The sequence below is a fragment of the Joostella sp. CR20 genome (genome assembly GCF_038433465.1).
Classification (GTDB): Bacteria; Bacteroidota; Bacteroidia; order Flavobacteriales; family Flavobacteriaceae; genus Galbibacter.
Genome location: NZ_JAESVF010000035.1, coordinates 1 through 582, shown reverse-complemented (window position 1 = coordinate 582; position 582 = coordinate 1). Strand labels below are relative to the sequence as shown.

1 pseudogene is annotated in these 582 nt (G+C 36.9%); it reads left to right on the top strand.

Annotated features, from left to right (window positions below):
* A pseudogene (locus JMA43_RS13930) lies at positions 1-582 on the top strand (RHS repeat-associated core domain-containing protein); the annotation flags it as partial.

Below are 582 nucleotides of genomic sequence, written 5' to 3'. Positions count from 1 at the left end.
GAATTAAAAGAACTTTGTTATCAATACCGTTACGATAATCGTAATCGTTTAGTCGAGAAGCAACTTCCTGGTAAGGGTAAAGAATATATAGTTTACAACAAATTAGATCAGCCTATATTAACACAGGATGCGAATCAAGAAGCAAAGAAAGAATGGTTATTTACCAAATACGATGCCTTTGGAAGAGTTGTCTACACAGGGAAAGATTTAAACAACACCTCTAAGCGAGAAGCTCTACAAGGGGCAGCAAATAGTACAGCAAAGCAGTTTGAGCGAAAAATTTCCTCAGCTACGAGTTATGGAGGGACTCCTGTGTATTATAGCAAGGAGGCATATCCTCTTAGTTTTGATCAAGTATTAACGGTTAATTATTATGATAATTATATTTTTGATACCGATGGCTTATCTGTTCCCACAAGCGTACTAGGTCAAGCGGTAGATACTCGAACACAATCCCTAGCAACTGGTAGTAAGGTACGAGTTTTAGATACGAATCATTGGATTACAACAATTTTTGGATATGATAAAAAAGGGCGTGTTATTTACACGGCGAGTAAGAATTCGTATTTAAGTACCACAACG